We start from the raw sequence: 24,028 nt of genomic DNA on the forward strand, positions 1-24,028 counted from the left end.
CCCTCCGGGGAGCGGCGGGCGTCCGTCGTATCGTGCCTCTCATGGTCACGACGCCGACGCCGCTGCCCGACTCCCGTACCGAGCCGGACGGTTCGGCCGTCATCAGGGTACTCAGCTACAACGTCCGCTCGCTGCGCGACGACACCGTGGCGCTGGCCCGTGTCATCCGCGCCTGCGCACCCGACCTGGTGTGCGTCCAGGAGGCCCCGCGCTTCTTCCGCTGGCGCAAGGCGGCCGCCCGGCTCGCGGCCATGACCGACCTGGTGGTCCTCAGCGGCGGGGCCACGGCGGCGGGACCGCTGCTGCTCTGCTCCTTGCGCGCCACCGTGGAACGCACCGAGGACGTCCTGCTGCCGCTCACACCGGGGCTGCACCGGCGGGGCCTGGCCACGGCGGTCGTACGGATCGGCGGGGCGCGACTCGGTGTCCTGAGCTGTCACCTCAGCCTGCAGCGGGAGGAACGGCAGGCGCAGGCGGGGCTGCTGCTCGAGCGGGTCGACGCGATGGGCGTCCCGCACGCCGTCGTCGCCGGCGACCTCAACGACGTACCGGAGGGGGGCGCCTTCCGACGACTGGCGGGGCGGCTTCAGGACTGCCGGACCGTGCGGCCGTGGGGTGGCGAGCTCACGTTTCCGCCCGGCGCGCCGCGCAAGCGGATCGACGCGGTGTTCGCGACCGACGGCATCGAGGTGCTCGGCTGCGGCGTCCCCGAGAACCTGCCCGGCGTCAGTGACGCGGACCTGCGCGCGGCCACGGACCACCTGCCCGTGCTGGCCGCTCTCAGGGTGCCCGCGGGGGGCTGAGCCGGGGTATCCGGGACCGGGCCCCCTCCCGGGCTCCGGCCAGGGGGCGGTCCTGGCCCTTCCCGGCCCCCGGGCGGGTCAGACGACCGCGCCGCGCCCCGGGTCGTCGTCCTCTTCGTCGTCGTGGGGCATCCGCGCCACCAGGGTGGCGAAGCCGCCCAGGAAACCGCCGATGGAGAGCGTGGTGAGCCACCACGTCATCTCCCACTGCATCAGCACCGCGAGCAGCATCAGCACCGGGCCGCCGACGACCGCGAGCCAGGCGAACTTCGCCGTCACATCGGCCTCGGGAAGCGGCGGCGGCTCCGGCGGGACGAAGTGCCCCTCCTCGCTGTCGTCCGCATCGTCGACGCCGCTCTCCTTGGGCTCCTCCAGGCCGTAGTCACGCGGGCCGGCGACCCCGGGGGCGAAGACGACCGAACCGCCGAGCGGCATCTTCTCCGGCGGACCGGCGGGCGCCTTCCCGCCCATGCCCTTGTCCGCGTCGTCGCTCGCACCGGACTCCGGAGAGGGGTCCAGGACGTTGAGCTGGTCGTCCTCCAGCAAGGCCAGGTCCTCGACCGACTTGAAGGGCTTGGCACCCGGCGGGTCCGGCGGCTCCTCGCCGTATCCCGCGACGATCGCCTCCCAGGCCGCGGCCTCGTCGACCGGCCTGGCCCCCTCCGTGCCCTCCGGCACGCCTGTCCCCTCCGCGGGGCGCGGTTCGCGCTCCTCGTCACTGCCCGCGCGTTCCGCGTCGTGCTCAGCCACCGGACATGCTCCCCTTCTTGCCAGCATCGGGTGCGAGGCGGTCGATGAACCGGTAGCTCTCGTCGAAGATCCGCTCCGCATCGTGGTCCAACGTCGCCACGTGGTAGCTCTGTTCCAGGAGGATCTCCCCGACGTCCCTCGACGAGACCCGGCTGAGGATCCGCGCCGAGTCGGCCGGCGGCACGACGTGGTCCTGCGGGCTGTGCAGCAGCACGAGCGGCTGGGTGACCTGGGGCAGATCGGCGTCGACCAGCCGGAAGAACGCCCGCACGGAGTGGGCGGCGTGCAGCGGCACCCGGTCGTAGCCGACCTCCTCAGCACCCTCCAGGGCGATGTCGCTGGTCAGCCCCTTCGTCGTCCGCACCACGTGCCGGGCCACCGGCAGGGCGTACGCCGACAGGCCGTGCACCTTGTTCGCCGGATTCACCAGCACCAGGCCCGTGATCTCGTCCCCGTGCTTCGCGGCGAGGCGCAGTGCCAGGGCCCCGCCCATCGAGAGGCCGAAGACGAAGACCTGCTCGCACCGCGCCCGCAGCGCCCGCAGCTCCCGGTCCACCTCCGCGTACCAGTCCTGCCAGCCCGTGACCGCCATGTCCTCCCAGCGCGTCCCGTGCCCGGGCAGCAGCGGGAGGGACACGGTCAGCCCGCGGTCCGCCAGATAACCGGCCCAGGGGCGCAGCGACTGCGGCGAACCCGTGAATCCGTGACAGAGGAGCACGCCGACCTCTCCGCCCTCATGGCGGAACGGCTCGGCTCCAGGGAGGACCGGCACCGGGGTCTCCTGTTCGTGAAGCGGGCGGGGGTGCGAGAGGTGTGCAAAAGGATGACTTCACCGTACGCGACCGGACCGACACCGACCAGGGCCGTCACCGCCCGAGCCGCCGCCACCTGCGAGGCATGTGCGGGGGCCCCTGCGAGGGACACCGGCCGTGAGCGGGCGGGAGAGGCCGTGGTCCCACAGGTTAAGGTCTGTCGGACGGCACACAGGAGGCACCCGAGTTGATCTACGGCGCAATGAAGTTCTCCATCGGCGGGTCTCTGAAGCTCGCCTTCAGGCCGTGGGTGGAGGGCCTGGAGAACATCCCCGCACACGGGCCGGCGATCCTCGCGAGCAACCACCTTTCGTTCTCCGACTCCTTCTTCCTGCCGGCCGTCCTCGACCGCAAGGTGACCTTCATCGCCAAGGCGGAGTACTTCACCGCGCCCGGAGTGAAGGGCAAGCTCACCGCCGCCTTCTTCAAGGGCGTGGGACAGCTTCCGGTGGACCGCTCCGGAGGCCGCGGTGCCGGAGAGGCGGCCATCAAGGCAGGCATCCAGGTGATCGAGAGCGGCGGGCTCTTCGGCATCTATCCGGAAGGCACCCGGTCACCCGACGGGCGGCTCTACCGGGGCAAGCCCGGTGGCCTCGCCCGGGTGGCCCTCGCGACCGGCGCGCCGGTCATCCCCGTAGCGATGATCGACACGGAGAAGATCCAGCCGCCCGGCCAGGTGGTGCCCAAGCTGATGCGGCCCGGCATCAGGATCGGTGAGCCGCTGGACTTCACCCGCTACCAGGGCATGGACGGCGACCGGTTCATCCTGCGCTCGGTGACCGACGAGGTCATGTACGAGATCATGAAGCTTTCCGGCCAGGAGTACGTGGACATCTACGCGACCGCGGCCAAGCGGCAGATCGCCGACGAGGCGAAGAAGAAGGGCACGGAACGGTCCGGCGCGTAGCAGCGTCGACGGCCGTCCGGAGCGGGCAGCATGACAGGGGCGGGAACCGGGGGAGGGGCCATGGCCGCGCGTGAACGGGTCGTACGGATGTCGGTCGAACAGCCGCTGTGGCGGGCGCTGACCGCGTACCGCGTGCTGACGCTGATCTACGCGGGGCTGCTCGCGGGCTTCGGCCACGCGAAGTACGAGCGGCCCTGGGTGGCCGTCGCCTTCCTGGCGGTCCTCGCCGTCTGGACGCTGGCCACCCTCCCCAGGGTGGCCAACGCGGCGAGCTGCACCAAGCGCTTCCTCGGACTGGACCTCACCGTCGCCCTGACCGGGATCATGCTGACCCCGCTCGCCGACTTCGACGCCCAGCACATGGACGGCCCGACGATTCCGTCGATCTGGACCGCGGGTTCCGTCCTCGCCTTCGCGCTCAAGGGCGGCTGGCGCTGGGCGGCCTTCGCCTCCACCCTCGTCGCCGTCGCCAACATCATCGAGCGGGGCGAGCCCAGCGAGGACACCTTCCACAACGTGGTGCTGGTCTGGGTCGCCTCCATCGCCATCGGCTACGTCGTCGAGGTGGCCCGGGCCAGTGAGCGCACCCTGGCCAGGGCCCTGGAGATCGAAGCGGCCACCCGGGAGCGGGAGAGGCTGGCCCGCGACATCCACGACAGCGTCCTCCAGGTCCTGGCCATGGTCCAGCGGCGCGGCACGGCGCTGGGCGGCGAGGCCGCGGAGCTCGGCCGGATGGCCGGCGAGCAGGAGGTCGCCCTGCGGACCCTGGTCTCCAGCGGCCTGGTGCCCACGACCCGGGTCTCCGAGGACATCGCCGAGGGCGCGGTGGTCCGCGCGGGGGACACGGACGGGGAGGACGGCGCCGAATCCGACCTGCGCGCCCTGCTCGCCCCGCACGCGGGCTCGCGGGTCAGCTTCGCGGAGCCCGGCGCCCCTGTACTGCTCGCGGCAGGCGCGGCGCGTGAGCTCGCCGCCGCGGTGAGCGCCGCCCTCGACAACGTCCGGGTCCACGCGGGGCCGGACGCGCAGGCGTGGATCCTGGTCGAGGACGAGCCGGGCGAGGTGATCGTCACGGTCCGGGACGACGGCCCGGGCATCCCGGAGGGCAGGCTCGACCAGGCCGAGGGGGAGGGCCGCCTCGGCGTCGCCCTGTCCATCCGCGGGCGGCTGCGCGAGCTGGGCGGCACAGCAGAGCTGATCTCGGTCCCCGGCCAGGGCACCGAGGTCGAATTGAAGGTTCCGAAGATTTCACGGGGGAAGGCAGGATCGGCCCGATGAGTACACCGCACACACAGGCATCCGAGGAACGGGTCATCAAGGTGATGGTCGTCGACGACCACCCGATGTGGCGCGACGCCGTCGCCCGCGATCTGGCCGAGTCCGGTTTCGACGTGGTCGCGACCGCCGGGGACGGCCCGGGGGCCGTGCGCCGGGCCAGGGCTGCGGGCCCCGACGTCCTGGTGCTCGACCTGAATCTACCGGGAATGCCCGGTGTCCAGGTCTGCAAGGAGCTCGTCGGTTCGCTCCCCGGGCTGCGCGTCCTGGTGCTCTCCGCGAGTGGCGAGCACGCCGATGTCCTGGAGGCCGTGAAGTCGGGCGCCACCGGATATCTGCTCAAGTCGGCCAGTACCCAGGAACTGACCGACGCCGTGCGCGCCACCGCGGCCGGTGACCCGGTCTTCACACCGGGCCTCGCCGGACTGGTCCTCGGCGAATACCGCCGCCTCGCCTCCGACCCCGCGCCCGTGGCCCCCGATCAGCCGAAGGTTCCGCAGCTCACCGACCGCGAGACGGAGGTCCTGCGGCTGGTGGCCAAGGGACTCTCGTACAAGCAGATCGCCGAGCGGCTGGTCATCTCCCACCGCACCGTGCAGAACCACGTCCAGAACACCCTGGGCAAGCTCCAGTTGCACAACCGGGTGGAGCTCGTGCGCTACGCCATCGAAGCCGGGCTCGACGACGTCTGACGGACAACCGCCGCGTACCGCCACGGAATTCCGGCTCTGTACGCGGAGGCGGGAGTCTTCTTCGGCTGATCCCGGCTGATCCCGGCTGATCCTCGTCGGCCGATCCCTCTCCGGCCTGGCCCGGTCCGGCCGAGCGGCGCCCGGGGGGTGCGGGCCGTATATTCGCGAGGACCGGCACATGCGCGAGGACCGGCCCCGCCCCTCACCCGGGAGACGTCGTGGAAATCCTGGCATTCGGCGTGCAGTCCGACGAGAAGCCGCTGATCGAGAAGGCCTTCGCCGGCCTGCACGACATCCGCTGCCTGGACGTCTTCCTCAACAAGGACACCGCCCCGATCGCCGCGGGTTACGAGATCATCTCCACCAGCGTCAACGCCGACCTCGGCAGCCACGTCCTGCAGACCCTCGCGGCGGGCGGCACGCAGATGATCGCCCAGCGCTCCACCGGCTTCAACAACATCGACCTCGACGTCGCCGAACGGCTCGCCCTGCGCGTCGCCCGGGTCTCGTCCTACTCGCCCCACTCGGTCGCCGAATTCGCCTGGACCCTGGCCATGGCCGTCAACCGCCGCATCGTTCGCGCGGTGAGCCGTACCCGGGATTTCGACTTCCGGCTCGACGGGCTCCTCGGCCGGGACATGCACGGCCGGACGGCCGGTGTGGTCGGCACCGGGAAGATCGGTGAGGCGTTCACCCGGATCGCCCATGGCTTCGGCATGGATCTGCTCGGCTGGGACGTCGCCGAGAACCCCGCCTGCGCCGCACTCGGCATGAGGTACGTGGACAAGGAGCGGCTCTTCGCGGAGTCCGACCTGATCAGCCTCCACGTCCCTCTGCTGTCGGCCACCCAGCACATCATCGGTGGGGAGGCCCTGTCCGTGATGAAGGACGACGCGATCCTGGTCAACTCCAGCCGGGGCGGCCTCGTCGACACCCGCGCGCTCGTCACCGAGCTGCGGGCCGGCCGATTCACCGGTGTCGGGCTCGATGTCTACGAGGCGGAAGCAGGGCTCTTCTACGTCGACAAGTCCATGGAGGGCATCGACGACGACACGCTCGCCCGGCTCGTCACCTTCCCCAACGTCATCGTGACCTCGCACCAGGCGTACTACACGCGTGACGCCGTGGAGCAGATCATCGATGCCACCGTCCAGAACGTCACCGACTACCTGGCGGGCCGCCGCAGCGACAACGTCCTGGTCCCGGAAGTGCCCGCGCACGAGGGTCCCTCGGGACCGTCCCTCAGCCGGCGTGCTCCTTGAGGAACGCGCCCGCGTACGCCGCTGCCTCCTCCTTCGTGCCGCAGGGGAGATCCCCGTCGGCTGTGCCGTGTGTGCCGTCCGCGCCTCGCCCCGTCCACCGCCAGCCGCCCGACGACGGCTCCCGGAAGAGCTCTGCCGTCCCCCCGAACAGCTCGACCGTGCCCGGCTCCGCCACTGCCGCCGGCCGGCTGACCGCGTCCGGCCACTTCTTGCGGGCGCCCTGCCGCGTTATGCCCCAGGCCGCCCCCAGCTGTTCGTAACTGGCTCCGTAGGACCCGGCGGTCCGCGCGGCGCGTGCTGTGAGACGCGCGACCGTCGAGTCCACCACCTTCCAGCTCGCGAGGACGGACAGCGACACCTCGACGGGGTCCGCCGCCCACATGCGGTCCTCGGGGAGCCCGGTGGTGCGGGCGCGCGAGGCCGATGCGAGCGGAGCCAGAGCGTCGCAGAGTGACTGTTCGAGTGCGGTCATTTCATGGTGGGTGACCTCGTTCGCTGCCATGCCGACAACTTTAGTTACCGTGTTCTGTTTTGGCAACCGAAGTTGTCGATCGGCATATGCCGATACTGATTCCCTTCAGCCGGGCACCGGCAGCGCCGCCAGCAGCTCGGTGACGATGGTGGCGCCGCGCAGCGTCAGCACCGACTCCGGGTGGAACTGCACCGAGGCGAAGTCCCGGCCGCGCAGTGCGTGCAACTCCCCGGAGGCCGTGTCCCTGCTGGTCTCGATGCCGTGCGCGCTCAGCTCCGTGGCCGCCGCCTCGTCGCAGAGCGCGGTGAAACTGTTGTAGAAGCCGACGGTCTCGGGCCTGCCGAACAGGTCGATCCGGGTCTGCGCCCCCTGGTACGGCACGGCCTTCCGCGCGATCTGCAGGCCCAGTTCCGCCGCGATCAGCTCATGGCCGAGGCAGACACCGAGCAGTCCATGACGGTGTTCCCGCACGAGCTCGGCGGCCAGCCCTCGCAGCAACCGCATCTTCGGATCGGCCGTGTCCCCCGGATCACCGGGCCCGGGTCCCAGTACCACCGGCCCCTCGTGCGCCCGTACCGTCTCGCGCAGACCGGGCTCGTCGTACCGGCGCACCGACACCGTGAGGCCCGAGGAGCGCAGCAGATGCGCCAGCATCGCCGTGAAGGTGTCCTCGCCGTCCACCACCAGCGCATGGCCGGACAGATCCTGGGTGCGTTCCTGCATCCGCAGCCAGAAGGGAGCCAGTCCGCCGCGCCGGTCGTCCAGAGCCGCCTGTACCCGCGGATCGGAGGCCAGTCGCGGACGGTCCGCCTCCGACCTGGGCCGGGCCGGCCTGACACCCAGCGCCGCGAGTACGCCGGCCGCCTTCGCGTGGGTCTCGGCGACCTCCCCCGCCGGATCGGAATGGCGTACGAGCGTGGCCCCCACCGGCACCCGCAGCCGGCCGGCCGACGAGATGTCGGCGGTACGGATCAGGATCGGCGAGTCCAGCGTCTGCGCCCCGCCGGGCTCCCGGCTCACCAGCGCCAGGGCGCCCGCGTAGTACCCGCGGCCCCCCGGCTCGTAGCGCTCGATCACCCGGCACGCGTTCTGCACGGGGGAGCCGGTCACCGTCGCCGCGAACATGGTCTCCTTCAGGACCTCGCGCACATCGAGCGAGGAACGCCCGCGCAACTCGTACTCCGTGTGCGCGAGATGGGCCATCTCCTTCAGCCGGGGCCCGATCACCACACCACCCATGTCGCCGACGGTGCACATCATCTTGAGCTCCTCGTCGACCACCATGGAGAGTTCCTCGGTCTCCTTGCGGTCGCCGAGGAAGGCCAGCAGTCCCTCGGCGCTCGGCCCCTCGGCCGGGTAGCGGTAGGTCCCGCTGATCGGGTTCATCACGACCGTCCCGCCGGACATCCGTACATGGACCTCCGGGCTGGCGCCGACCAGCGTCCGGTCCCCGGTGTGGACGACGAACGTCCAGTACGCCCCGCGCTCACCGGCCAGCAGCCGCCGGAACAGCGCCAGTGCGTCGGCCCGGCCGAAGCCGGGGATCTCGCCGCCGAAGGTCCGCCGGATCACGAAGTTGGCGCCCTCGCCCTGTCCGATCTCGCCCTCGACGACCCGCCGGACGATGTCCTCGTACTCCTCGTCGGAGACGTCGAAAGCGCCGCCCTCGACCCGCACGTCATGGTCGGGCAGGTGCGCGAGCACCTCGGCCAGCGGCAGTTCGCGCACCTCCTCCGCGACCAGTACGGCGAGTGGGGTGCCGTCGTCCCGTACGTCGAACCCGCGCTCGGCGATCTGCCGGAAGGGCACCAGCGCCAGCGAAGGCAGCTCTCCCGCCGGGATGGCGGCGAGCCGGTCCACCTCCCGCACCTCGCCGGTCAGTACCTCGACGGTGTCGTGGTCCCGGCCGGGCGTGCGCCGGCGCAGCAGTGCGAAGGGCGGGGCGTCGTCACGGAGCAGAGCGGACATGAGGCCGGCGGCGTGAGCGGTCACGGGCTCGGGCAGGGGTTCGGGCACGGGCGTTCCTTCCTGATGGAGGAACGGCTCCCGGCTCCGAAACGCAGAGAAGGCCGCCCCTCGGGCGGCCTTCGCGAAGTCTGTACGCGCGATGAGTCAGCGGGCCGCCGGATGAGCGGTCCACCACCAGTTCTGGGTCGTCTGCGCGAACATGCCCCGTACCCTAACGGAAACGGTGCACGAACGAGCGCGCGTCTCAATTGCTGAGCGGCCGGAGGGGGCGCACCCGCCGACCCCGTAATGTTGTCGAGGTGACCGTGAACGCCAATACCTCTGTCGCCGGTGGCCACACCTGGCGAGACCTTCCCGCGGCGCAGCAGCCCGAGTACCCCGATGCCGAGGCTCTGCGCGACGTACTCGCGGACCTCGAGTCGTATCCTCCGCTCGTCTTCGCGGGTGAGTGCGACCAGCTGCGCGCCCGCCTGGGAGCCGTCGCCAAGGGCGAGGCGTTCCTGCTGCAGGGCGGCGACTGCGCCGAGGCCTTCGACGCCGTGTCCGCCGAGCACATCCGGGCCAAGCTGAAGACGCTGCTCCAGATGAGCGCCGTCCTGACGTACGCGGCCTCCGTGCCGGTCGTCAAGATCGGCCGGATCGCCGGGCAGTACTCCAAGCCGCGCTCCAAGCCGACCGAGACCCGTGACGGCGTGACCCTGCCGACCTACCGCGGCGACTCCGTCAACGGCTTCGATTTCACCGAGGCATCCCGCGTTCCGGACCCCGAGCGGCTGAAGCAGATGTACCACGCATCCGCTTCTACGCTGAACCTGGTGCGCGCCTTCACCACCGGTGGTTACGCCGACCTGCGCCAGGTGCACGCCTGGAACCAGGACTTCGTGAAGTCCTCGCCGTCCGGACAGCGTTACGAGGCCCTGGCCCGCGAGATCGACAACGCGCTGAACTTCATGAAGGCGTGCGGCACGGACCCGGCCGAATTCAAGGCGGTCGAGTTCTACGCCTCGCACGAGGCGCTGCTGCTGAACTACGAGTCGTCGCTGACCCGCACCGACTCGCGCACCGGTCAGCTCTACGACACCTCGGGCCACATGGTCTGGGTCGGTGAGCGGACCCGCCAGATGGACGGCGCGCACATCGAGTTCGCCTCGAAGATCCGCAACCCCATCGGCATCAAGCTCGGCCCGACGACCACCGTCGACGAGGCGCTCGGTTACGTCGACCGCCTCGACCCCGAGCGCGAGCCGGGCCGGCTGACCTTCATCGTCCGCATGGGCGCCGACAAGGTCCGCGACAAGCTCCCCGAGCTGGTCGAGAAGGTCACCGCCTCCGGCGCCACGGTCGTGTGGGTGACCGACCCGATGCACGGAAACACCTTCGAGGCCGCGTCCGGCCACAAGACGCGCCGCTTCGACGACGTCCTGGACGAGGTCAAGGGCTTCTTCGAGGTGCACAAGCAGCTCGGGACGCACCCCGGCGGCATCCACGTCGAGCTCACGGGTGACGACGTCACCGAGTGTGTCGGCGGCGGTCACGAGATCTTCGTGGACGACCTGCACCAGCGCTACGAGACGGCCTGCGACCCGCGCCTCAACCGCAGCCAGTCCCTCGACCTGGCCTTCCTGGTCGCGGAGATGTACCGCGACCAGTAGGGATCACCCTGGTGAAGCCCGTGGGGCACGGATCGATGTGATCCGTGCCCCACGGGCGTTCCGGGGCTTTTGCGTGCGGGGCCTCGCGGGTAAGGTTAGGTTGGCCTCACCGGGTAATCGGGACGGCGCAGCGATCGATCCGTCGGGAGGTGAACCGCATGTACGTCTGCTCCTGCTTCGGCATCACCGAGGATCAGGTCAAGCAGCATGCGGACGGTGGAGCGTGCACGCCTCGCCAGATCGCTTCCGCCTGCAAGGCAGGCACCGACTGCGGCGGCTGCGTCCGCAGGATCCAGGCGCTCCTCGGCCGTGGCGACTGCCCGCGCCGTGAGCTCGTCGAAGGACGTACGGCACCTGCGGGTGCCCTGGGCGGTGCGCCCGCGGCCCGCGGTGTCACTCCGGACGTCCGGCTTTCCGACGCCGCCTGAAAAGCCCGGAAACCCAGGTTCGTCCGGTGAGTCAGCTGTCCGGCTGCTCGATCAGCTGGGCGATGTAAAGCGGCTCACCGAGCTTCTCGACCAGCTCCAGCTGGGTGTCGAGATAGTCGGTGTGATGCTCCTCGTCCTCGAGGATGGACTCGAAGATGTTCGCCGAGGTGATGTCGCCCTTGCCGCGCATGACCTCGATGCCCCGCCTGAGGCGGTCGATCGCCTCCACCTCGACCTGCCGGTCGGCCTGGAACATCTCGGTCACCGTCTGGCCGACCCGCACATGGAAGAGCCGCTGATAGTTGGGCAGGCCCTCCAGGAACAGGATGCGGTCGGTGAGGATCTCCGCGTGCTTCATCTCGTCGAACGATTCGGCCCGGGTGTACTTCGCGAGCTTCGTCCAGCCGAAGTTGTCCTGCATCTTCGCGTGCAGGAAATACTGGTTGATGGCAGTCAATTCGGCGGTCAGCTGTTCGTTCAGGAACTCGAGGACCTCGGGGTCGCCCTGCATCGCAGAGGCTCCTTCCAACCGGTGAACTGGGCATGTTTGCGCGCATCCTCGCATCGCGTCACTCGACCGTCCAGTAAGTGCATGCTTAGTATGAGTTGTCCGAATCGGCTCTCCCCTGGTCATGACCACCTCTGCCTGTCTGTCACCATGGAGGCATGGGTCAGCCGGAAAGCCGGGAACGCGGCACAGCAGAGCAGTCCGGGCTTCCGCCGGGGCAGCGGCTGCAGCGAGGCTGGCCGGTCACCCATTACGGGCCCGTGCCCAAGTTCAAACCGGACCGCTGGGAGTTCCGGGTCTTCGGGGCCACCGTCGACGGCGAGAAGCACTGCTGGAATCACCAGGAATTCACTGCGCTCCCCTTCTCTTCCGTCGTCGCGGACCTCCACTGCGTGACGAAATTCAGCATGCTCGAAGCCGAGTGGGGCGGAACCCTGGCCCGCGAGATCGTGGAACTGGCGCCGCCCGCGCCCCATGTCACCCATGTGATGGTCTGGGCCGAATACGGATTCAGCTCGAATCTCCGGCTCGCCGACTTCGCGTCGGCCGACACGCTCTTCGCCACCCATAAGGACGGCGAACTGCTCACCGCCGAACACGGATTCCCGCTACGCCTGGTCGTACCGCATCTGTATGCCTGGAAGGGGCCCAAATGGGTCCGGGGCATCGAATACATGACGGCCGACCGCCGTGGGTTCTGGGAAGAGCGCGGTTACCACAACATCGGCGATCCGTGGAGCGAGCAGCGCTACTCCTACCAGGAGGAGCCCGGGGACGGCCCCGAGCTCTGACGCCCTCCCCGTCGGCTTCAGCGGGTGCCGCGGAGATCCTTCAGCCGTGCCACATCCGCCGCGTGGCCTTCCTTGCCGCCCGGCGTCTCGATGATCAGCGGCACACCCTCGGTCGCCGGGTGTGAGAACAGCTCACGGAACGGCTCGGCGCCGATATGCCCCGCCCCGATGTTCTCGTGCCGGTCCTTGTGGGCGCCCACCACGTCCTTGGAGTCATTGGCGTGGATGAGCTTCAGCCGTCCCTCGCCGACGGTGTCCACCAGCAGGTCCAGGGTCTGCCGCATGCCGGCCGGACCGGTCAGGTCGTGGCCCGCCGCGTAGATGTGGCAGGTGTCCAGGCAGATCCCCAGCTTCGGATGGGAGTCCAGGGCCTCGAAGTACGGGCCGAAGTCCCAGGTCCGCGAGCAGAGCGAGGAGCCCTGCCCGGCCGTCGACTCCAGCAGCAGGAACGGATCGTCGTCATGGGTCAGCTCGTCCAGCAGCGGGAGCATGTGCGTACGCACCTGGGCGAGGGCCTCGTCCCGCGGGCGTCCGCCGGTCGCCGAGCCGGTGTGCACCACCACGCCCAGGGCGCCGATCGCCCGTGCCCGGCGCAGCGAGTGGCGCAGCGACAGGACCGACCGCTCGACCGTGGCCTCGGTGTGCGAGCCGAAGTTGATCAGATACGGGGCATGGACGTACGCCGGAACGGACCGGGCCGCGCACCCCGCGCGGAAGAGCTCGTCCTGCGCCGGGTTCCCGGACGGGGTCGCCCAGCCGCGGGGATTGGCGACGAAGACCTGTACGGTCTCCGCCGCCAGCTCGCGCGCGTAGTCGAGGCCGACCTTGGCGAGTCCGCCGGCCACGGGAACGTGACCGCCTATCGGGTTGCGCATGTGCTGCCAGTCCTCGGGGGGTTCACAGGGCCTTGGTCCTGATGGTGATCGTGGAACCTTCGGCGGCCTTCTCGCCGCCCTCGACCGACTGGCTCCCGATCGTGTCGCTGAAGGAGAGGAACGGCCGGTCGACCTTGACCTCGAACCCCGCCTCCTCCAGTGCGCTCCGGGCCTCGTCGACGTCCTTGCCCGTGACATCGGGGACCTGGAGCATGCGCGGGCCCTTGGAGACCGTGAGCTCCACGGTGTCACCCTCGGCCGCCTCCGCGCCGCCGCCGGGCGTCTGCCGGGCGATCTCACCCTGGGCCTCGGGGGAGTTGACCCGCTCGGGCAGCACCTTCGCATCGAGCCCCGCCTCATCCAGCTCGGCCGTGGCCTCCTCGATGCCGAGTCCCGTGACGTCGGGCACGTCGACCGGGCTGCCCTTGCTGACGACCAGGGCGACCGCGGAGTCGGGATGACGCTCGGTACCCATGGCCGGATCCGTACGGATCACCTCGCCCCGGGCGATGTCCTCGCTGAACTCCCGGGTCACCATTCCGGGCGTGAGCCCCGCCTTCTTCAGCTCGCGCCGGGCGTCACCGAGTGAGAGGCCCTCCACATCGGGGACCTTCACGATCTCCGGGCCGCGCGAGATCACCAGCTTCACCGCGTCGTTGCCCCGGATCCGCTCACCGGAGCCCGGATCGCTACTGATCACCGTGCCGCGCTTCACCGTGTCGCTGTAGGCCCGCTCGACACGCTTCAGATCGAGCCCCTCGTCCGCCAGCCGCTTCTCGGCAGCACTCTGGGTCTGGCCCAGGAGGGAGGGGACCCGGGTGAACTGACCCGAGTTGATGTACCAGACGCCCGAGCCGACCCCCAGCACCAGCAGGACGGCGACGAGCACGGCGAGCGTCCCGCGCCGGTTCACGCGGCCGGCGAAGGGGCCGCGCCGCCCGTGTCCGGGCTCCTGGGGCAGGGCCGGTGGCATCTCCAGCCGACTGGTGTGGTGGGCGGTGCCCTGGCCGGCCGGGATCACCCTGGGGATCACGCTCGTACGGTCCTCGGCGGCGTCGTGCACCTCCGCGAGGGCCTGCGGAGGCATCGCGTCGAGCTGCTCCTCGGTGAGCGCCGCCCGTATCCCGCGGGACTTCGCGAGCAGGGCCACGGCGTCGAGCGGACGGACGTCGGGGTTGCGCGCGGTCGCGGCGGCCACCAGCTCGTCCAGCCCCGCGGCCAGACCGGGGACGGCGCCGGACGGCGCCGGGACGTCCTCGTTCAGATGCTGGTAGATGACCTGGGCGGCGGTGTCCCCGGCGTGGGGCTTGCCACCGGTCAGCATCTCGTAGAGCACCACACCGCAGGCGTACACGTCGGACCGGGTGTCGGCCGTGCCCTGCTCGATCTGCTCAGGGGCGAGGTACGAGACCGTGCCCAGGAGGGAGCCCGTGGTGTCCGTGGCGGTCCCCACAGCGCGTACGAGACCGAAGTCGGCGACCTTCACCCGGCCGTCGTCCCCTATCAGGACGTTCTCCGGCTTCATGTCGCGGTGGACGAAGCCCGCGCGGTGCGCGGCGCCGAGGGCGGCCAGGACCGGTTCGAGGATGTCCAGCGCGGCCCGGGGCTGCAGCGCCCCGCGCTCGCGCAGTACGTCGCGCAGGGTGCACCCCGCGACGTACTCCATCGCCAGGTACACGTACGCGCCCTGGGCGCCCTGGTCGAAGACGGCCACCACATTGGGGTGGGCGAGCCGGGCGACGGACTTGGCCTCGCGGATGAAGCGTTCGACGAACGCGGCGTCGGCCGCCAGCACCGGGTGCATCACCTTGAGCGCCAGCACCCGGTCGAGCCGGGTGTCCATGGCCCGGTAGACCGTGGCCATACCGCCGACGGCGATGCGCGCATCGATGCGATAGCGGCCGTCGAGCAGCTGCCCGACAAGGGGGTCCTGGAGGGTCGTGTCCACGGAGCGAGTCTACGAGCTGCCACGGACACGACGGGCGTGCCGAGGGGCCCGTGGGGCGGTTCCGGTGCCGAGCCGTGACAGGGACATGCACGTGTTGTGACCGGGAGGCCGTCACCGGGCCCGGATCTCAGAAGGCCGGGCGCTCCGGATCCAGCACCGCGCGGCCCTCCGCAGGCGAGGACGCCTCGGCGAAATGGCGGCGCGGGATGCGTCCCGCGCGGTACGCCAGGCGCCCGCCGTCCACCGCGTGCCGCATCGCCGCCGCCATCAGCTCCGGCTCCTGCGCCCGGGTCACCGCCGAGGCGAGCATCACCGCGGCACAGCCCAACTCCATCGCCAGCGCCGCGTCCGACGCGGTCCCGGCCCCGGCGTCCAGGATCACCGGGACGGCGGCCTGCTCGACGATCAGCTGGAAGTTGTGCGGGTTGCGGATACCGAGCCCGGAGCCGATGGGGGAGCCCAGCGGCATGACGGCCGCGCACCCCACATCCTGGAGCTTGCGGGCCAGGACGGGGTCGTCGTTGGTGTACGGCAGGACCGTGAAGCCGTCGTCGACCAGGGTCTCGGCGGCGTCCAGCAGCTCGATCGGGTCGGGCAGCAGGGTCCGCTCGTCGGCCACGACCTCCAGCTTGATCCAGTCGGTGCCCAGCGCCTCCCGGGCCAGCCGGGCGGTCAGCACGGCCTCGCCCGCGGTGAAGCAGCCCGCGGTGTTCGGCAGGACCTGGATGGAGAGGCGTTCCAGCACGGAGAGCACCGAACCCTGCACGGTCGGGTCGAGCCGGCGCATCGCCACGGTGGTCAGCTCGGTGCCCGAGGCGATCAGGGAGCGCTCCAGCACGTCGAGGCTGGGCGCCCCGCCCGTCCCCATGATCAGCCGTGAGGAGAACGTCGTGGAACCGAGGGTGAAGAGATCGTCGGACATGGTCAGCCTCCCTGGACCGCGGTGAGGACCTCGACCCGGTCACCGTCGGCGAGCGCGGTGGCGGACCACCGGCCGCGCGGCACGACGGCCTCGTTGACCGCGGCGGCGACCCCGGAGGGGGCTACGGTCAGGGTCGCGACCAGGGCGTCCAGCGGGGTCCCGGCGGGGACGCTGCGGTACTCCCCGTTGACGGACACGGACACGGAGGTGGGTACGGGCTCTGTCATGCGGGCTGCTCCTGGGGCGCCGGGGCGGGGGAGAGGGATCGGCGGGCCGGACCGAAGCGGTCCGGCGTGAAGGGACGGGCCACCTCGGGCAGTTCGCCGGTGGTCAGTACCTGGGCCATCACATCGCCGGTGACGGGAGTGAGCAGCACTCCGTTGCGGTGGTGTCCGGTGGCGAGGTGCAGGCCGGGCAGCGCCGTGGGACCCAGCAGCGGCGCGTTGTCCGGCGTGGTGGGCCGCAGACCGGCCCTGGTCTCGGTCAGCGGAAGCTCGGTGATGCCGGGCATCAGCTCATGGGCGTCACGCAGCAGTTCGTAGACCCCGCCCGCGGTGACCGTGGTGTCCCAGCCCTGCTCCTCGGTGGTCGCGCCGACCACCAGCTCACCGTCGGCGCGCGGGACCAGATAGACCTGGCTGCCGCGCACGACGGCCCGCACCGTCCTGCTGAGGAAGGGGGCGTACGCGGGCGGCACGGTCAGCCGCAGCACCTGCCCCTTGACCGGGCGTACCGGCGGCACGACGGCCTCGGGCAGCCCCTCGAGCCTGCCGCTGAGGCTGCCGCCGGCGAGAACCACCTGGCCGGCGACGAGCTCCGTACCGTCCGCGAGGACGGCTCCCGTCGCGCGGCCGGCCGTGACGGAGAGCCGCCGGACCCAGGTGCGGTGGAGGACGACCCCCGCCCGTTCGCAGGCCGTGACCAGCGCCGAGGCCAGCCGTCGGGGATCCACCTGGTGGTCGCCGTCGACCCGCAGCCCGCCGCGTACGCCGGGGGCGAGCATCGGTTCCAGACGGCGGCACTCGCGCCCGCTCAGCCACTCGGACTCCAGCCCCGAACGCAGCTGCAGAGCGTGCAGCTCCCGCAGATGCGCCCGGTCGTCGGAGTCCAGCGCGACGGACAGGGTGCCGCAGGCGCGGAAGCCCGTCTCCTGCCCGCTCGCCTCCTCCAGCTCGGCCACGAACGCCGGATAGCGCGCGGCGGAAGCCACGTTGAGGCCGAGCAGCATCTGTTCGCCGTAGTGGAGTTCGGTGACGGCGGCGAGCATCCCGGCCGCGACCTGGGCCGCCCCGCCGCCCGGTGCCGGGTCGGCCAGCGTGGTGCGCAGGCCGTGCTGGGCCGACCGCCAGGCGGTCACCAGACCGATGATGCCGCCTCCGACGACCAGGACGTCGGAACTGTCTGCGGAGATGCGCATGGGCGTCCAGCCCCTCCCTTCGCCAGCATGACCCGGATCAGGTTCGTACGGTCGGAGGCCGGCCAGCCTCCCTCTCAGCCCGGTACGCCCGGACTCCCGCGAGTGCTTTACGGTGGCCAGCCTAAACCCCGCCACCCGCAGCCAGTAAGGGAGCCGTACCCGTGGCCCGTTCACTTGACGGACTCGTCCTCTCGCCCGTCGCCGACCAGGCCCCCGGTCAGGTCGGCACCCGGACCAAGTTCACCTACCACGAGCGGGAGGGGCGGATCTGGGCCGAGTACGCGGGCGGTGACGTCGTCCGCGGCCACCTCGTCGGCACCCGGGACGCGGACACCCTCGATTTCCGGTACGTCCAGCTGAAGCAGGACGGGACGACCTCCTCCGGGCACTGCGTCTCGACCGTCGTGGACCTGCCGGACGGCCGGGTCCGGCTGGACGAGCGGTGGGAGTGGGAGTCCCAGGAGGGCAGCGGGACGAGCGTGGTGGAGGAGCTCGCGAGCTGACGACGCGTCGGGTGTCTAGGGTGGACGGGTGAGCGAGCAGACGAAGGACACGGCAGTGGGACAGCGGCCGCACGGAGTCGTGATCGTGGGGGCCGGCATGGCCGGCGTGCAGACAGCCGTGGCCCTGCGTCAACGGGGCTTCACGGGCCCGGTCACGCTGATCGGAGCCGAGCCGCACCAGCCGTACGACAGGCCGCCGCTGTCCAAGGCGGTCCTGCTCGGCAAGGCCGAGGACTCCGCCTTCGACATCGACTTCGAGGCGCTGGACATCACGCTGCGCCTGGGCGTCGACGTGGCCGGCCTGCGTGCCGAGGCGCATGAGCTGGACACCCTCGCGGGCCCCGTTCCTTATGACGTGCTGGTCCTCGCCACCGGCGCGGAACCCGTCGGGCTGCCCGGTTCCGAGGGGGTGCCAGGCGTCCATCTGCTGCGCACCCTCGACGACGCCGCACGGCTGCGGCCCGTCCTGGAACGCCGGCACGACGTGGTCGTCGTCGGAGCGGGCTGGATCGGCGCCGAGTTCACCACCGCGGCCCGCGTGGCCGGCTGCGCGGTCACCGTCGTCGAGGCCGCGGACCGCCCCCTCGCGGGCACGCTGCCCGCCGAGGTCGCCGCTCCGATGGCCCGCTGGTACGCCGAGAGCGGAGCCGAGCTCCTCACCGGCGCCCGGGTCGCACGCGTCGAAGAGGGCGCGGTCCACCTGGCGGACGGCCGGGTGATCCCCGCCGGAGCGGTGGTCGTGGGCATCGGCGCCCGCCCCGCCACCGCGTGGCTCTCGGGCTCGGGCATCGCGCTCGGACCGGACGGCTCGGTCACCGCGGACAGCTCTCTGCGCACGTCCCTGCCCGATGTCTACGCGGTGGGCGACTGCGCCTCCTTCCCCTCCGCCCGCTACGGGGAGAGGCTCCTGGTCCACCACTGGGACAACGCCCTCCAGGGGCCCTGGACGGTCGCCGCCGCCCTCGTGGAGGGCGCGGCCGGGACGTACGACCCGGTGCCCTACTTCTGGTCCGAGCAGTTCGGCCGCTTCGTGCAGTACGCCGGTCACCACGACCATGCCGACACGCTGCTGTGGCGGGGCGACCCCGCAGAGGAGTCCTGGACGGTCTGCTGGCTGCGGGAGGGCGTCCTGGTCGCGGTGCTGGCCGTCGGCAGGGTGCGCGACCTGGCGCAGGGGCGCAAGCTCCTCGAAGCCGGGGCACGGATCGATCCGGCCCGCGCCGCCGACTCCTCCGTACCGCTGAAATCGACGGTCGTCCAGGGGCCGTGACGGCCGCGTACGGTCGGCCCGGGTACCGACTGTCGGTCCGGGATGGCACGCTTGTCCTTGTGACCGAGATTGACGCAAAGATCGATGCTCTCGTCCCCGCCTGGCTCCACCTTCCCGACATCGCGGAAATGCTCGATGTCGAGGTGACGCGTGTACGGCAGCTGGTGAAGGAAGGCCAGCTCATCGCCGTACGACGTGGTGAGAACCGGACGCTCCAGGTGCCTGCCGCCTTCATCGACGGCGACAAGGTGGTCAAGGGTCTCGCAGGGACCCTGACGCTCCTGAGGGACGACGGCTACAACGACGAAGAGATGCTGGACTGGCTCTTCACCCCCGACCCGACCCTGCCCGGCACCCCCGCGCAGGCCCTGAGCGAGAATCGCGGTACGGAGGTGAAGCGCCGGGCCCAGGCGCTCGCCGTCTGACCGGACGACCGTGAGTGGGGTGCGGGCCGTGGCACACGCGGCCCGCACTCCGCCGTTACCGGGCTCGCCGGCACGGCGATCCATCGACGAAAGGGCGATTCGTCGCCGCATCAGTGATCCATCGACACATCGACGGGGGAAATCGTCATGTCCACGTCTCACTCTCAGCTCTCCGGCGCCCGGCTCTACCTGTGCACGGACGCCCGCAAGCGGCAGGGTGACCTCCCCGAGTTCCTCGACGCGGTGCTGTCCAGCGGAGTGGACATCGTCCAGCTGCGCGACAAAGGCATGGAGGCGGCCGAGGAGCTCGAACACCTCGCGGTGTTCGCCGACGCCTGCGAGCGCCACGGCGCGCTCCTCGCGGTGAACGACCGGGCCGATGTCGCCCATGCCATCGGCTCCGACGTTCTGCACCTCGGGCAGGGTGATCTGCCGGTGCCCGCCGCCCGCGCCGTCATCGGCGGCGACGTCGTGATCGGCCGCTCCACCCACGCCGAGGCCGAGGTCGACGCTGCCGTCACCGAGGCGGGCGTCGACTACTTCTGCACGGGCCCCTGCTGGCCGACCCCGACCAAACCCGGCAGGCACGCCCCCGGCCTCGGCCTCGTGCGCTACGCCGCCTCGCTCGGTACGGCGCGCCCGTGGTTCGCCATCGGCGGGATCGACGCCGGCAATCTGGACGAGGTGCTGGACGCCGGCGCACGACGTGTCGTCGTCGTGCGGGCGATCACCGAGGCGGCGGATCCGGGCGCGGCGGCCGCCGCGCTCGCGCGACGCGTCCGGGCACGCGCCGTCTGAACGGCGGCCCGGCCCTCGGGGCGCCGACTGTGCGAAGGGCTGTCCGAAGGGTGGACAAAAGCCTCCTCATTTCGGGCAATTCTCCCCCTGCGGTTGGGGTACCGCCTGGCCCTGGTTAACCTCCCGGTATGGCCCTTGGCACACCTTCCACCAGGACAGATCACGCGCGGACCGTGGGGGAGATGCTCGCGACCGGCGAGACGTTGTTCTCGTTCGAGTTCTGGGCGCCCAAGACCGAGAAGGGCGAGCGGAATCTCTGGAACGCCCTGCGCCGGGTCGAGGCGGTGGGGCCGAGCTTCGTCTCCGTGACGTACGGGGCCGGTGGTTCGACCCGCGCCGGGACGGTCCGGGCGACCCAGCAGATCGCCGCGGACTCCACGCTCACCCCGGTCGCGCACCTGACCGCCGTCGACCACTCCGTCGCCGAACTGCGCAACATGGTCGGGCAGTACGCCGATGCCGGGATCCGCAACATCCTGGCGGTGCGGGGAGACCCGCCCGGCGACCCGATGGGTGACTGGATCGAGCACCCGCAGGGCGTGCGGTACGCGGCGGATCTCGTCCGGCTGATCAAGGAAGCCGGTGATTTCTGCGTCGGCGTCGCAGCATTCCCCGAAATGCATCCGCGGTCCGCCGACTGGGACTCCGACATCCGTCATTTCGTGGACAAGTGCCGCGCCGGTGCCGACTACGCGATCACCCAGATGTTTTTCCAGCCGGAAAGCTATCTGCAGATGCGTGACCGTGTGGTCGCTGCGGGTTGCGACACTCCGGTCATTCCCGAGGTCATGCCGCTCACCAGCGTCAAACAGCTGGAGAGATTCGCGCAGCTCAGTAACGCGTCCCTGCCTTCCGCGCTGAAAGAACGCATCCTCGCCGCCAAGGACGACCCGGCCGCTGTACGCTCCATTGGCATCGAGTTCGCCACGGAGTTCTGCGCGAAACTGCTCTCCGAGGGAGTCCCGGGGCTGCACTTCATCACGCTCAACAACTCGACGGCGACACTCGAGATCTACGAGAATCTCGGACTGCACAAGCAGTCGTGACCCGGCCGTACCCGCCACGATCCGGGGCGGTGGCCGTAGGAGGGGGCGGGCGTGGGCTGGACGGTCCTCTACATCGCATTCGGCATAGTGGCCTTGTGGCTGCTGGGCGAGGTGCTCCTGCAGTACAAGGCACGTCTGCGCTGGCGGCTGCTCGCCTTCGCGGGCTTCCTCGGCGTGGTCCTCGGTGTCCTGATCCCCTCCGTGCTGGTGATCATCATCGGGGCGATCGCCTTCGCGACGGGCCAGACGTATGTGACGCTCTCCTTCAGGCGTGGCTTCTCGACGGGATGGGCCATAGGCGGCAGCCCCGGCGAGAGCCGTCGTCGCCGGAGGGCGGGCGGCACGAAGCCCACACTCGAGGTCTCCGACCTGGAGTACGAGGCCTCCGCCCAGCAGGCGGAGGCCGCCCCCCAGGCGGTCTACGCACCTGAGCCGTTGCCGGACGACACCGGACAGTACGGCGTCTACACCGACCCCGCACCGGCCGGCGGGGGTGACCGGCAGGACCAGCACGGCGAGCAGCAGCAGTACGCCGCCTACGACCCGTACACCGGCTACGGCCAGCAGCCAGCCCAGGATCCCTATGGCGGCCAGGGGGGCTACCAGGGCCAGGACACCTACCAGGACCAGGGCACCTACGCCGGCCAGTACGGCCACGGCAGCGACCCGGCGGGCTACGCGGCCTACTCCGACCCCTACATCGGCACGGACACCACCAACGGCACCGGGCAGTACGCCGCGCACGACAACTACGGCAACGGCGCCTCCTACGGCGCCGGGCAGCAGCCCACCGACCCGTACGCCGGGCAGTACACGGACACCCCGCCGGGCGGGGTGTGGGTTCCGCAGCAGCGCGAGAACGACCAGTACCCCCCGATGCCGCCCGAAGCACCCGTCCAGCCGGCCCCGTACGGGAACGGATACGACACCGGCCAGAACGAGCAGTACCGCTACTGACCTGCCGGCCGACAGCCGACGCACCTTCCGCGGCTCACTGGGAGCCGCGGAAGCCGTCCCCCTCCACGACGAGTCCGGCGACCAGGGCACCCGACATCCCGGCGTGGGCCAGCCCGCCGCCGGGATGCGACCAGCCGCCCGCCAGATACAGCCCCGGCAGGGGGGTGCGGTTCCCGGCGTGCAGATATGCGCCCCCCGCCCCGGCCAGAGCCGGGGCGGGCACCGAACCGCCCTCGGCGCCCGTGTCACCCGCGGTCTCGGCGGGCGTGCGCACCTCGGCGTGGAGTATCCGCTCGCGGAGGCCGGGAACCGCCTCGGCGGCCCGGCCGACCACCGCGTCCGCGAACCGCTCGCGCAGCGCCGCGTCCGCCCAGTCGACCGGACCGTGCGGTGCGACCGTCACCGTCAGGGTCACCGCCTCGTGCTCCGCGTCGGGGCGGGTGGCCGGGTCGTCCGGACGCAGCACCGTCACCGTCGGCTGCTCCACCGTCCGGCCGCCGAACACCGCTTCCTGCTCCGCGACCGGGTCCACGGTGTGCACCACGGTCCGATGCGCGGCGCCGGCCTCGCGGGCGCCGCGCAGTGACAGCAGGACGAGGAAACGGCCCGGCACCGGAACTCCGTCCGCCCCGGCGGACCGCTCCTCCCCTGCCGGCAGGAGCCCGGCCGACGGCTGCGCGCCCAGGACCACATGATCGGCCTCCACGCTCCCGCCGTCCGCCAGTTCGATCCCTGCCGCCCGCCCGTCCTTCTCGGACACCCGGACGGCCTCGGCGCCGAAGACGAACTCCACCCTGCGCGCCAGGCACCGCTCGTACACCGCGTCGGCCAGCGCGCGCATGCCCCCGGCGACGTACCAGCTGCCGAAGGTCTCCTCCATGTACGGCAGGAGGGCGGCGGCGGCCGGGGCGCGGCGCGGGTCGAGTCCGTACGACAGGGCGTACCCGTCGAGCAGGGCCGCCAGACGGGGGTCGCCCAGCTCCCAGGCGCCCACCTCCGCCACCGTCCCCGCCTGCCGGGCGGCGCGCAGCAGTCTGCGCAGGCGCACCGAAGGATAGGGGTCGCGGCCCAGCACCTGCCGGTCCTCGGGCAGAGGCTCCTCCAGCAGCGGTCTCCGCGATCGGTTCCAGGCGGTGCCGGCACGGTCCAGGAAGTCCCCCCACCGGGCCCCGGCGCCCGCGCCGAGCGCGCGGTCCAGCGCGCCGACCACTCCGGCACGTGAGGCGTTGGGCAGCGACACCGCGGTGCCGTCGGCGAACAGGTGGCGGCTCGCCGGGTCGACCTGGGTGAGCGTGACGCACTGCTCCAGGCTTTCCTTGCCCGTCTTCACGAACAGGTCGCGGTAGACCGCGGGCAGATGCAACAGCCCCGGTCCGGTGTCGAAGACGAAGCCGTCACGGGCATATCGGCCGAGCGAGCCGCCGTAGGTCTCCGTCCGCTCGTACACCGTCACCCGGTGGCCTGCCACGGAGAGCCGGGCGGCCGCCGCCATCGCGCCGGTCCCGGCGCCGATCACCGCAATTCGTGCCATGTCAGTGACCCTAAGG

The 24,028-nt window shown here is 71.2% G+C and carries 26 protein-coding genes and 1 riboswitch; of the genes, 14 read left to right on the forward strand and 12 right to left on the reverse strand.

The window, feature by feature from the left end; genetic code table 11:
* Positions 1 to 41 precede the first annotated feature (41 nt).
* Positions 42 to 803 carry an endonuclease/exonuclease/phosphatase family protein gene (locus tag ACFYQ5_RS32690; RefSeq protein ID WP_389202870.1) on the forward strand — a complete coding sequence of 254 codons (762 nt, stop codon included), beginning with the start codon at positions 42 to 44 and terminating at the stop codon, positions 801 to 803.
* Between the two features lie 78 nt (positions 804 to 881).
* On the opposite strand, the gene ACFYQ5_RS32695 is transcribed toward ACFYQ5_RS32690, so the two are convergent.
* Both ACFYQ5_RS32695 and ACFYQ5_RS32700 read right to left on the reverse strand, forming a co-directional pair.
* The gene (locus tag ACFYQ5_RS32695; RefSeq protein ID WP_389202872.1) at positions 882 to 1,553 is read right to left on the reverse strand and encodes a hypothetical protein; all 672 of its coding nucleotides are present in this window, start codon (positions 1,551 to 1,553) and stop codon (positions 882 to 884) included.
* The gene (locus ACFYQ5_RS32700) at positions 1,546 to 2,325 is read right to left on the reverse strand and encodes an alpha/beta hydrolase (RefSeq protein ID WP_389202874.1); all 780 of its coding nucleotides are present in this window, start codon (positions 2,323 to 2,325) and stop codon (positions 1,546 to 1,548) included. The genes ACFYQ5_RS32695 and ACFYQ5_RS32700 overlap by 8 nt, the downstream gene beginning before the upstream one ends.
* 227 nt (positions 2,326 to 2,552) lie before the next feature.
* On the opposite strand from ACFYQ5_RS32700, the gene ACFYQ5_RS32705 reads away from it, so the two are divergent.
* From ACFYQ5_RS32705 to ACFYQ5_RS32720, 4 genes are all read left to right on the forward strand, one after another.
* Positions 2,553 to 3,272 carry a lysophospholipid acyltransferase family protein gene (locus tag ACFYQ5_RS32705; protein ID WP_389202875.1) on the forward strand — a complete coding sequence of 240 codons (720 nt, stop codon included), beginning with the start codon at positions 2,553 to 2,555 and terminating at the stop codon, positions 3,270 to 3,272.
* 60 nt (positions 3,273 to 3,332) lie between these two features.
* Complete coding sequence (macS, locus tag ACFYQ5_RS32710) at positions 3,333 to 4,550, forward strand: MacS family sensor histidine kinase (protein WP_389202877.1); 1,218 nt, start codon at positions 3,333 to 3,335, stop codon at positions 4,548 to 4,550.
* On the forward strand, positions 4,547 to 5,239 hold the full coding sequence (locus ACFYQ5_RS32715) for a response regulator (protein ID WP_389202879.1): 693 nt from the start codon (positions 4,547 to 4,549) through the stop codon (positions 5,237 to 5,239). Before macS ends, ACFYQ5_RS32715 begins: the two co-directional genes overlap by 4 nt.
* Positions 5,240 to 5,457: 218 nt before the next feature.
* Positions 5,458 to 6,501, forward strand: coding sequence for a 2-hydroxyacid dehydrogenase (locus ACFYQ5_RS32720; protein WP_389202880.1), 1,044 nt, complete (start codon positions 5,458 to 5,460; stop codon positions 6,499 to 6,501).
* Here ACFYQ5_RS32720 and ACFYQ5_RS32725 read toward each other — a convergent pair.
* The 3 genes from ACFYQ5_RS32725 to ACFYQ5_RS32735 all read right to left on the reverse strand — a co-directional run bounded on the left by ACFYQ5_RS32725 (position 6,482) and on the right by ACFYQ5_RS32735 (position 9,142).
* Positions 6,482 to 7,003, reverse strand: coding sequence for a hypothetical protein (locus ACFYQ5_RS32725; RefSeq protein WP_389202882.1), 522 nt, complete (start codon positions 7,001 to 7,003; stop codon positions 6,482 to 6,484). The two genes, ACFYQ5_RS32720 and ACFYQ5_RS32725, sit on opposite strands and share 20 nt — an antisense overlap.
* A 75-nt stretch (positions 7,004 to 7,078) precedes the next feature.
* Entirely contained in the window at positions 7,079 to 8,941 is a 1,863-nt protein-coding gene (locus tag ACFYQ5_RS32730) for an anthranilate synthase family protein (RefSeq protein ID WP_389202968.1), read from the reverse strand.
* Between the two features lie 144 nt (positions 8,942 to 9,085).
* Positions 9,086 to 9,142 (reverse strand): trp operon leader peptide, encoded by a 57-nt coding sequence (locus ACFYQ5_RS32735; RefSeq protein ID WP_124277238.1) that lies wholly within the window; start codon positions 9,140 to 9,142, stop codon positions 9,086 to 9,088.
* 104 nt (positions 9,143 to 9,246) lie between these two features.
* Here ACFYQ5_RS32735 and ACFYQ5_RS32740 point away from each other — a divergent pair, with 104 nt between their 5' ends.
* Complete coding sequence (locus ACFYQ5_RS32740; RefSeq protein ID WP_389202970.1) at positions 9,247 to 10,593, forward strand: class II 3-deoxy-7-phosphoheptulonate synthase; 1,347 nt, start codon at positions 9,247 to 9,249, stop codon at positions 10,591 to 10,593.
* A gap of 158 nt (positions 10,594 to 10,751) precedes the next feature.
* Positions 10,752 to 11,021 (forward strand): bacterioferritin-associated ferredoxin, encoded by a 270-nt coding sequence (locus tag ACFYQ5_RS32745; RefSeq protein WP_389202884.1) that lies wholly within the window; start codon positions 10,752 to 10,754, stop codon positions 11,019 to 11,021.
* A 31-nt stretch (positions 11,022 to 11,052) separates the two neighbouring features.
* Here ACFYQ5_RS32745 and bfr read toward each other — a convergent pair whose 3' ends face one another.
* Positions 11,053 to 11,532, reverse strand: coding sequence for a bacterioferritin (gene bfr / locus ACFYQ5_RS32750; RefSeq protein ID WP_389202885.1), 480 nt, complete (start codon positions 11,530 to 11,532; stop codon positions 11,053 to 11,055).
* 155 nt (positions 11,533 to 11,687) lie between these two features.
* Here bfr and ACFYQ5_RS32755 point away from each other — a divergent pair, with 155 nt between their 5' ends.
* Positions 11,688 to 12,320 (forward strand): sulfite oxidase-like oxidoreductase, encoded by a 633-nt coding sequence (locus ACFYQ5_RS32755; protein ID WP_389202887.1) that lies wholly within the window; start codon positions 11,688 to 11,690, stop codon positions 12,318 to 12,320.
* Between the two features lie 17 nt (positions 12,321 to 12,337).
* Here ACFYQ5_RS32755 and ACFYQ5_RS32760 read toward each other — a convergent pair whose 3' ends face one another.
* The 5 genes from ACFYQ5_RS32760 to thiO all read right to left on the reverse strand — a co-directional run bounded on the left by ACFYQ5_RS32760 (position 12,338) and on the right by thiO (position 17,482).
* A complete protein-coding gene (locus tag ACFYQ5_RS32760) occupies positions 12,338 to 13,195 on the reverse strand; it encodes a deoxyribonuclease IV (RefSeq protein WP_389202889.1) in 858 nt (285 codons plus the stop codon).
* A gap of 22 nt (positions 13,196 to 13,217) precedes the next feature.
* Positions 13,218 to 15,143 (reverse strand): Stk1 family PASTA domain-containing Ser/Thr kinase, encoded by a 1,926-nt coding sequence (gene pknB / locus ACFYQ5_RS32765; RefSeq protein WP_389202891.1) that lies wholly within the window; start codon positions 15,141 to 15,143, stop codon positions 13,218 to 13,220.
* Positions 15,144 to 15,270: 127 nt separating this feature from the next.
* Positions 15,271 to 16,065: a thiazole synthase gene (locus ACFYQ5_RS32770; RefSeq protein ID WP_389202892.1), complete on the reverse strand. Its 795-nt coding sequence runs from the start codon at positions 16,063 to 16,065 to the stop codon at positions 15,271 to 15,273.
* Positions 16,066 to 16,067: 2 nt separating this feature from the next.
* Positions 16,068 to 16,292, reverse strand: coding sequence for a sulfur carrier protein ThiS (thiS, locus tag ACFYQ5_RS32775; RefSeq protein WP_389202894.1), 225 nt, complete (start codon positions 16,290 to 16,292; stop codon positions 16,068 to 16,070).
* Positions 16,289 to 17,482: a glycine oxidase ThiO gene (gene thiO, locus ACFYQ5_RS32780; protein ID WP_389202895.1), complete on the reverse strand. Its 1,194-nt coding sequence runs from the start codon at positions 17,480 to 17,482 to the stop codon at positions 16,289 to 16,291. Before thiO ends, thiS begins: the two co-directional genes overlap by 4 nt.
* Positions 17,480 to 17,592: riboswitch (TPP riboswitch) on the reverse strand. (Overlaps the previous gene by 3 nt.)
* 51 nt (positions 17,593 to 17,643) lie before the next feature.
* Between thiO and ACFYQ5_RS32785 the strand changes: the two genes are divergently transcribed.
* The 6 genes from ACFYQ5_RS32785 (at position 17,644) to ACFYQ5_RS32810 (ending at position 22,481) form a co-directional block, all read left to right on the forward strand.
* Positions 17,644 to 17,985, forward strand: a complete 342-nt coding sequence (locus tag ACFYQ5_RS32785) for a hypothetical protein (protein WP_389202897.1) — start codon at positions 17,644 to 17,646, stop codon at positions 17,983 to 17,985.
* A 28-nt stretch (positions 17,986 to 18,013) separates the two neighbouring features.
* Positions 18,014 to 19,255, forward strand: a complete 1,242-nt coding sequence (locus tag ACFYQ5_RS32790; protein WP_389202898.1) for an NAD(P)/FAD-dependent oxidoreductase — start codon at positions 18,014 to 18,016, stop codon at positions 19,253 to 19,255.
* Positions 19,256 to 19,314: 59 nt separating this feature from the next.
* Positions 19,315 to 19,680, forward strand: coding sequence for an Rv2175c family DNA-binding protein (locus ACFYQ5_RS32795; RefSeq protein ID WP_031081112.1), 366 nt, complete (start codon positions 19,315 to 19,317; stop codon positions 19,678 to 19,680).
* Positions 19,681 to 19,827: 147 nt separating this feature from the next.
* Positions 19,828 to 20,478 (forward strand): thiamine phosphate synthase, encoded by a 651-nt coding sequence (thiE, locus tag ACFYQ5_RS32800; protein ID WP_389202900.1) that lies wholly within the window; start codon positions 19,828 to 19,830, stop codon positions 20,476 to 20,478.
* A 128-nt stretch (positions 20,479 to 20,606) separates the two neighbouring features.
* Positions 20,607 to 21,524 carry a methylenetetrahydrofolate reductase [NAD(P)H] gene (gene metF, locus ACFYQ5_RS32805; RefSeq protein WP_389202901.1) on the forward strand — a complete coding sequence of 306 codons (918 nt, stop codon included), beginning with the start codon at positions 20,607 to 20,609 and terminating at the stop codon, positions 21,522 to 21,524.
* Positions 21,525 to 21,575: 51 nt separating this feature from the next.
* Positions 21,576 to 22,481 carry a hypothetical protein gene (locus tag ACFYQ5_RS32810; RefSeq protein WP_389202903.1) on the forward strand — a complete coding sequence of 302 codons (906 nt, stop codon included), beginning with the start codon at positions 21,576 to 21,578 and terminating at the stop codon, positions 22,479 to 22,481.
* A 34-nt stretch (positions 22,482 to 22,515) separates the two neighbouring features.
* Here the strand turns inward: ACFYQ5_RS32810 and ACFYQ5_RS32815 are convergent, their stop codons facing one another.
* A complete protein-coding gene (locus ACFYQ5_RS32815; protein ID WP_389202905.1) occupies positions 22,516 to 24,012 on the reverse strand; it encodes a phytoene desaturase family protein in 1,497 nt (498 codons plus the stop codon).
* Between the last annotated feature and the right edge of the window lie 16 nt (positions 24,013 to 24,028).

It is taken from the genome of Streptomyces sp. NPDC005794 (genome assembly GCF_042871445.1).
Lineage (GTDB): Bacteria > Actinomycetota > Actinomycetes > Streptomycetales > Streptomycetaceae > Streptomyces.

Bases quoted from the DNA above. Each gene is read 5' to 3' on its own strand.
- ACFYQ5_RS32730 (WP_389202968.1), bottom strand. From the start codon at position 8,941: ATGTCCGCTCTGCTCCGTGACGACGCCCCGCCCTTCGCACTGCTGCGC.
- ACFYQ5_RS32755 (WP_389202887.1), top strand. From the start codon at position 11,688: ATGGGTCAGCCGGAAAGCCGGGAACGCGGCACAGCAGAGCAGTCCGGG.
- ACFYQ5_RS32690 (WP_389202870.1), top strand. From the start codon at position 42: ATGGTCACGACGCCGACGCCGCTGCCCGACTCCCGTACCGAGCCGGAC.
- thiE (WP_389202900.1), top strand. From the start codon at position 19,828: ATGTCCACGTCTCACTCTCAGCTCTCCGGCGCCCGGCTCTACCTGTGC.
- ACFYQ5_RS32715 (WP_389202879.1), top strand. From the start codon at position 4,547: ATGAGTACACCGCACACACAGGCATCCGAGGAACGGGTCATCAAGGTG.
- bfr (WP_389202885.1), bottom strand. From the start codon at position 11,532: ATGCAGGGCGACCCCGAGGTCCTCGAGTTCCTGAACGAACAGCTGACC.
- ACFYQ5_RS32815 (WP_389202905.1), bottom strand. From the start codon at position 24,012: ATGGCACGAATTGCGGTGATCGGCGCCGGGACCGGCGCGATGGCGGCG.
- macS (WP_389202877.1), top strand. From the start codon at position 3,333: ATGGCCGCGCGTGAACGGGTCGTACGGATGTCGGTCGAACAGCCGCTG.
- ACFYQ5_RS32725 (WP_389202882.1), bottom strand. From the start codon at position 7,003: ATGGCAGCGAACGAGGTCACCCACCATGAAATGACCGCACTCGAACAG.
- ACFYQ5_RS32760 (WP_389202889.1), bottom strand. From the start codon at position 13,195: ATGCGCAACCCGATAGGCGGTCACGTTCCCGTGGCCGGCGGACTCGCC.
- ACFYQ5_RS32745 (WP_389202884.1), top strand. From the start codon at position 10,752: ATGTACGTCTGCTCCTGCTTCGGCATCACCGAGGATCAGGTCAAGCAG.
- ACFYQ5_RS32770 (WP_389202892.1), bottom strand. From the start codon at position 16,065: ATGTCCGACGATCTCTTCACCCTCGGTTCCACGACGTTCTCCTCACGG.
- thiS (WP_389202894.1), bottom strand. From the start codon at position 16,292: ATGACAGAGCCCGTACCCACCTCCGTGTCCGTGTCCGTCAACGGGGAG.
- thiO (WP_389202895.1), bottom strand. From the start codon at position 17,482: ATGCGCATCTCCGCAGACAGTTCCGACGTCCTGGTCGTCGGAGGCGGC.
- metF (WP_389202901.1), top strand. From the start codon at position 20,607: ATGGCCCTTGGCACACCTTCCACCAGGACAGATCACGCGCGGACCGTG.